3 protein-coding genes and 2 pseudogenes are annotated in these 5,480 nt (G+C 60.3%); 2 read left to right on the top strand and 3 right to left on the bottom strand.

Going from position 1 to position 5,480, the window contains the following annotated elements; all coding sequences use genetic code 11:
• Nucleotides 1-1,739, top strand: a 1,739-nt coding sequence (locus tag B3F77_RS03120) for an ABC transporter ATP-binding protein (protein ID WP_293603540.1), incomplete at its 5' end; no start/stop codon positions are given.
• 118 nt (nucleotides 1,740-1,857) lie between these two features.
• Here B3F77_RS03120 and B3F77_RS20880 read toward each other — a convergent pair.
• Nucleotides 1,858-2,076: pseudogene (locus tag B3F77_RS20880) on the bottom strand (hypothetical protein); the annotation flags it as partial.
• Nucleotides 2,077-2,312: 236 nt separating this feature from the next.
• Nucleotides 2,313-3,320 (bottom strand): annotated as a pseudogene (locus B3F77_RS03110) (DUF4158 domain-containing protein); the annotation flags it as partial.
• Nucleotides 3,321-3,548: 228 nt separating this feature from the next.
• Here B3F77_RS03110 and B3F77_RS03105 point away from each other — a divergent pair.
• Nucleotides 3,549-4,721, top strand: coding sequence for a metallophosphoesterase (locus B3F77_RS03105; RefSeq protein ID WP_293603538.1), 1,173 nt, complete (start codon nucleotides 3,549-3,551; stop codon nucleotides 4,719-4,721).
• Between the two features lie 95 nt (nucleotides 4,722-4,816).
• On the opposite strand, the gene B3F77_RS03100 is transcribed toward B3F77_RS03105, so the two are convergent.
• The gene (locus tag B3F77_RS03100; RefSeq protein ID WP_293603537.1) at nucleotides 4,817-5,377 is read right to left on the bottom strand and encodes a nitroreductase family protein; all 561 of its coding nucleotides are present in this window, start codon (nucleotides 5,375-5,377) and stop codon (nucleotides 4,817-4,819) included.
• Between the last annotated feature and the right edge of the window lie 103 nt (nucleotides 5,378-5,480).

The raw sequence follows: 5,480 nt of genomic DNA, 5'->3' as shown, positions 1-5,480 counted from the left end.
GCATGGGACGCTTCCTGCTGGGCGACCACCGGCGGCTGGCCTTGGCCCTGGCCTTCACCACCGCCAGCGTGGTGCTTGGCACGCTTGGGCCCTGGCAATTGGGAATGGCAACGGACCTCGTTGTGGCGTCCATCGGCCAACCGGGCCTGCCGACCGGCCTGGTGCAGCAGTTGGCGGTGGTGGCGGTGCTCTACGCCACGGCATCCGCGCTCCAGTGGGCGCAGGCCTGGCTGACCACGGCGCTCGTGCAGGCGCTGAGCAAGCGCCTGCGGCGCGATGCCGAGGCCAAGCTGGCGCGCCTGCCCCTGGACTGGTTCGACGCACGACCTCTCGGCGAAGTGCTTAGCCGGGTCACAAATGACATCGACAACGTCACGCAAAGCCTGCAACAGCTGATGAGCCAGCTGCTGATGTCCTTGCTGACGCTGCTGGCGAGCTTCTCGATGATGGGGATGCTCTCGCCGTTATTGCTCGCGGTGGCCGTGGTCGCACTCGCCTTGTCGGCCGCAGGGAGCCGCTTGGTGGCCGCACGCTCGAAGTTGCACTTTGAGGCCCAGTGGCGCCTGACGGGCGAGCTCAACGCCGAGGTCGAGCAGACCTTCACCGGCCATGTGCTGGTCAAGGCCTTCGGCCACCGGCAGCGCACGCTGGCCGAATTCGCGCAGGTCAATGGGGCGCTGGCCGACAGCGCCTGGCGAGCCCAGTTGCTGGGTGGCAGCGCGCAGCCGTTGACGATGTTCGTCGGCCAGCTGGCTTTCATCGCCGTGGTCGCCGGGGGTGCCTGGCGCGTGCTGGGCGGGCACCTCAGCATTGGGCAGTTGCAAGCCTTCATCCAATACATCCGCCAGATCGGCCAACCCATGTCGCAGGTGTCGGCGATGGTGGCGGTGGTGCAGTCCGGCCTAGCCTCGGCCGAGCGGGTGTTCGAGCTGCTTGACGCCGACGAGCTGGTCCCCGACGCCGACGCGCCTGCCAAGCTGCCGACACCGCGCGGCCATGTGGTGTTCGAGCATGTGCGCTTCGGCTATCGGCCGGGGCAGCCCTTGCTGGAGGACGTCAACCTTGAAGCCCGTCCCGGCCAGACGGTGGCAATCGTCGGGCCCACAGGCGCCGGGAAGACCACAGTGGTGAACCTCCTGATGCGCTTTTATGAAATCGACGCTGGCGTCATCCGGCTTGACGGCACCGACATCCGCGCGCTGCGCCGCGACGATCTGCGGCGTCACTTCGGCATGGTGCTGCAGGACAGCTGGCTGTTCACCGGCACTATCCGCGAGAACCTGGTGTATGGCCGGCCCGAGGCCAGCGAGACCGAATGGCGCGAAGCCGCTGTGGCCTGCCTGGTGGACGACTTCGTGCGCACCCTGCCGCAAGGCTACGACACGGTGCTCGAGGACGGCGGCGCTGCGCTCAGCACCGGTCAGCGCCAGTTGCTGACGATTGCTCGCGCCTTCCTGATGCGCCCAGCCGTGCTGATCCTCGATGAGGCCACCAGCTCGGTGGACACGCGCACCGAACTTCTGGTGCAGCAGGCAATGGCACGGCTGCGCCAAGGCCGGACCAGCTTCGTCATCGCGCACCGGCTCTCGACCATACGGAGCGCCGATCTGATCGTCTACATGGATGGCGGCCATGTTGTCGAGCAGGGCTCTCACGCGCAGCTGATCGAACGCCGTGGCGCTTATTGGCGGTTGCACGAGGCGCAATTCGGGGGGACACAGAACCTGACGGCTGGCTAGCAGCGGGCACCCGCCGGCGCATCCCCTGCACTGCCTTGATCTTCCGGGGCAGTTCCTGCGTCGAATAGATCGAAGTCGTATCAATACTGGCATGTCCTGCCAACTCGCTCACCACCTCAATCGGCACGCCATCGACCAGCGACTGGCGCACAAAGGTATGGCGCATCCAGTGCGTGCTGGCCCTCTCAAAGCGGCGCGGATCGAGCCCGGCATCGGCTGCGCTTTTGGCCGCCTGGCCAAAGAACCGTTTCAGCACCGCATAGATGCCTGCTGCCGACAAGGCGCTGCCGGGATGGTCGGATAAGGCAACCGCCTGCAGCCCACCGCCCTGCCCCATTGCGCCACCGACGCATGCAGGGTGCGTATCAATGGCAGGGTACTTGAGTCGGCGCAGAGTTTGTCCTCCTGCATGAACTCTTTCCCATGCGTGGCCAGCAAGCGAACCACCTCATCATTGAGTGGCACCTCGCGCGTTTTGGCCCCCTTGCCCGTCACAGTCAGGACCCAAGTTGTCGGCAGATCCGGCAAGGACTCCAGCCGAAATTCCCATGGCGCGCACGCGCCAATTCATCCACCCTGGGCGACCAAACCAACCAGCTCTGCCAGCAATGTCTTGTACAGGTCAGCCCAATTGACCGTTCCCGTGACCCCTGCTGCGACCGTGCGCCAAAGATCGGCAACGCGCCGCTGAACCATCAAGATAGCTTGGTCTGTGGCGGTGAACAGGCAGTGCCGTAAAAAGCAGGCAACCTCCACTGTGCGGGCGGGTTCTTTGATCCTGGCCCCCACCGAGGTCGGCCTTGAAGCCAGGCGGCGTGCATAGCGCCGCACAATGAGACCGGACAGGTCGTCCAGGTGTTTGTGGACATTCAGGGCGTACAGCAGTTCGATTCGCTCGAACACCTCGCCAATTTGTTTGGTTGAGTGTTTGGCCGGAGCCGCCCACAGCCAGCTCTGCTGGGTTTGCCCATCCGGGCGCAATGCAGCCATGGCATCCCGCCAGCGCACCAGCAGTTCGGGTGGCACCGCTGTCGCAATCGTCTTGGCTGTTTCTTCTTCGAGTTGTCCCAGCGTCGCTGTGACCAGGACACGGATGTCACGGTCGCGCAGGATCAGGATCTTGGTTCGATACAACCAGAGCCGAGCGAAAACGAGCAATTGATCCCGATCGGCACAGCGGGCCACTTCATCGCGCAGGGTGCGTACCAGGGCGCGACGTTGGTGCTCCGTCATCCATTGAAACCCAAGGACTTCACAGGCCAACTGTTGATGGTCAAAAAGGGTTCGACCACGCCCATACAGGGCTCTGAGGGAGGACAGTTCAGGCGTGGCGATGCCGATTTCGTTGCCCAGATGCTGCCAAAGCATTGCCGGAACGATCCGCACCGAATTCAGCAGGCGCCCACTCAAACGCAAGAAACCTATGTGCAGTGCCAAACCCAGCTTGTGGGCGTTGCCTCGGCGGGCGTTAATGAGCTCGCGCTCAGTACGGCTGTATGTGAAAAACGACTGTAGCTTGAAGGTGCTGATTTCGCGTGGCAGCTCTCGCAGACCAAGGTAGGTCGTTTGCCAGCTTTGCATTTTGTGTCTCCATTGGTTGGGGTAGACCCAATACGCCCGAAACAAGTGAACAGAAAAACAAATGAAATCAAGGGCTTACCAGGCCACCCCTACGCCAGTGCTCGTTTTCCTACTGTCACTTTTGACAACGAAAACAAATCGACCCCGACGGAGATGCTATTCTGAAAGGGGGCTGGTTCAATTTCAGGAATACCTAGTCGATCAGATGACACTGCAATGGAGATTTGCATGGGTTTGAAGAACAAGAACATTCTCATGACTGATGATCGTCAACAGCTACATTGGAGCTCGGCAATGTCGATCTTCCTGAGCCTAGCTCTCTTGATCTACGGTTCCATGCACCTCTATGCGCTCAGCAAGATGTGGATGACCTTCCCGCATTCATATGGCCTGGGTCTGGCGCTGATACTGGCGGGCATCGTCCTGACCTTCTCGCCGCTGCTGGTCTGGTTCCTGGAGAGGCACAGCTGGCATCGCGCTACCACCGCCACCGCTTGGGTGAGCTATAGCTGGATGGGATATTTGTTCCTGTTTCTTTGCATCGGCCTGCTATTGGACCTCGGCCATGCACTCGCGACGCTGCTGAATTTCAATTGGCCGCTTAGTCAAGCGATGTCGCTTCGCACCGTCAGCCTGCTCGCACTGGCCATGCTGGGCTACGGATTTGTCGAGGCGCGACAGATACAGGTGGAAGAAATCCACATCACCACGCCGAAGCTCGCGACCGGCCATATCACCATCGCGCAGCTATCGGACCTGCACCTCGGCATCATGATGGGGGAGGAATTTCTCGACCGCGTCATCGCCAAACTGCGAGAGATCAAGCCCGACATCATCGTGGCGACGGGTGACATCGTCGATGGGCAAGGCGACGACCTCGATGCGCTGGCCCGGCATTTCCAAGCCTATACACCGCCGCTGGGTGCCTACGCCGTCACCGGCAATCACGAATACTATGCGGGACTGGAAAACTCCCTGCGATTCCTGCGCAGGGCGGGCTTTAACGTGCTACGCGGCGAATCGGTCAAAGTCGGCAGCATCGTTCTGGTGGGTGTTGATGATCCCGCTGCAATGTCGTCACGACAACAAGCCAGATTGGATACCGCCAAGGCGCTCGATTCTGCCACCACGAATGATTTCATCGTCTTGCTTAAACACCAGCCGGTAGTTGACAGTGACACGCCATTCGATCTGCAGCTCTCCGGGCATACTCATGGCGGCCAGATATTCCCGTTCATTTACCTGACGCGGCTGGCCTATCGTGCACACACCGGTCTGACCGAACTGGCTGATGGGCGACGGCTGTATGTCAGCCGCGGCGCCGGCACATGGGGGCCGCCGATTCGCCTGTTTGCCGCGCCCGAGGTCACACTGATAACCATCGAGAGTAGAGACAAATGACCTCGACCCAATCCATGAAATCAAAGAGCAACAAATTCGTCACGCCTGATAACGTAAGTCGGGCGACGGTGTTATTGGAACAAGATTTTTGTTGCCTATCCTATCCATCGGATATCCGGCTCTTTGCGCGGGACGGGTGGAACTTCCGTCTTGGGGTGCCCGACGATGATGGGTGCAACGGTCACGGTGGTGGCGGGAAGGCCAAGCATATTTTTGCCATCCGACGTATTGAGGAAGGTCTGCGCAAAGCCGATCCAACAAGTGCCCAGCCCGGATGCGTACGCGGCTAGCATCATGTTTTCGGCGGCTAACGCACAGTCCTCGACAACCCAGGGACCTGCCACGGCAGCCGAAACGACGATCAGCACAGGAGCATGGTAAAAAATATGAAAATTAGGATCACTAAGCATTGAGCGGAAATGCTCGGAATGGGGACCAGGCGATGCTGTATTGAGCATGAAAACCTTCGCATCATGCGAGATTCGATCGAGCATCGTTTGATCGCGCACGACAGTGAATGTCCATGACTGTTGATTTACCGCGCTCGGCGCGAGTACCGCAGCCGCAATAAGACCACGGATGGTTTTTTCGTCTACGGCTTGATTCGTGTACTCTCGCACCGCGCGGCGACCTGCAATTGCCTTCTCGATATCCATTTCGTTGCTCCTCGTAAAGATTCAGAAAGATCAAAGTGTTTGATGTTTTCATCTCTGGGACGCCGCGCATTGATACAGCGCAAGGCAGCGGCACCTACTTCTA

Source organism: Polaromonas sp. UBA4122, from assembly GCA_002381615.1.
Taxonomy (GTDB): domain Bacteria; phylum Pseudomonadota; class Gammaproteobacteria; order Burkholderiales; family Burkholderiaceae_C; genus Polaromonas.
Note: the sequence above shows the minus strand (reverse complement) of the source record. Positions and strands in the feature narration are given on the sequence as shown.

What these genes read in the sequence shown, in the direction of transcription:
- B3F77_RS03105 (WP_293603538.1), top strand. Translation starts at nt 3,549, where the DNA reads ATGGGTTTGAAGAACAAGAACATTCTCATGACTGATGATCGTCAACAG.
- B3F77_RS03100 (WP_293603537.1), bottom strand. Translation starts at nt 5,377, where the DNA reads ATGGATATCGAGAAGGCAATTGCAGGTCGCCGCGCGGTGCGAGAGTAC.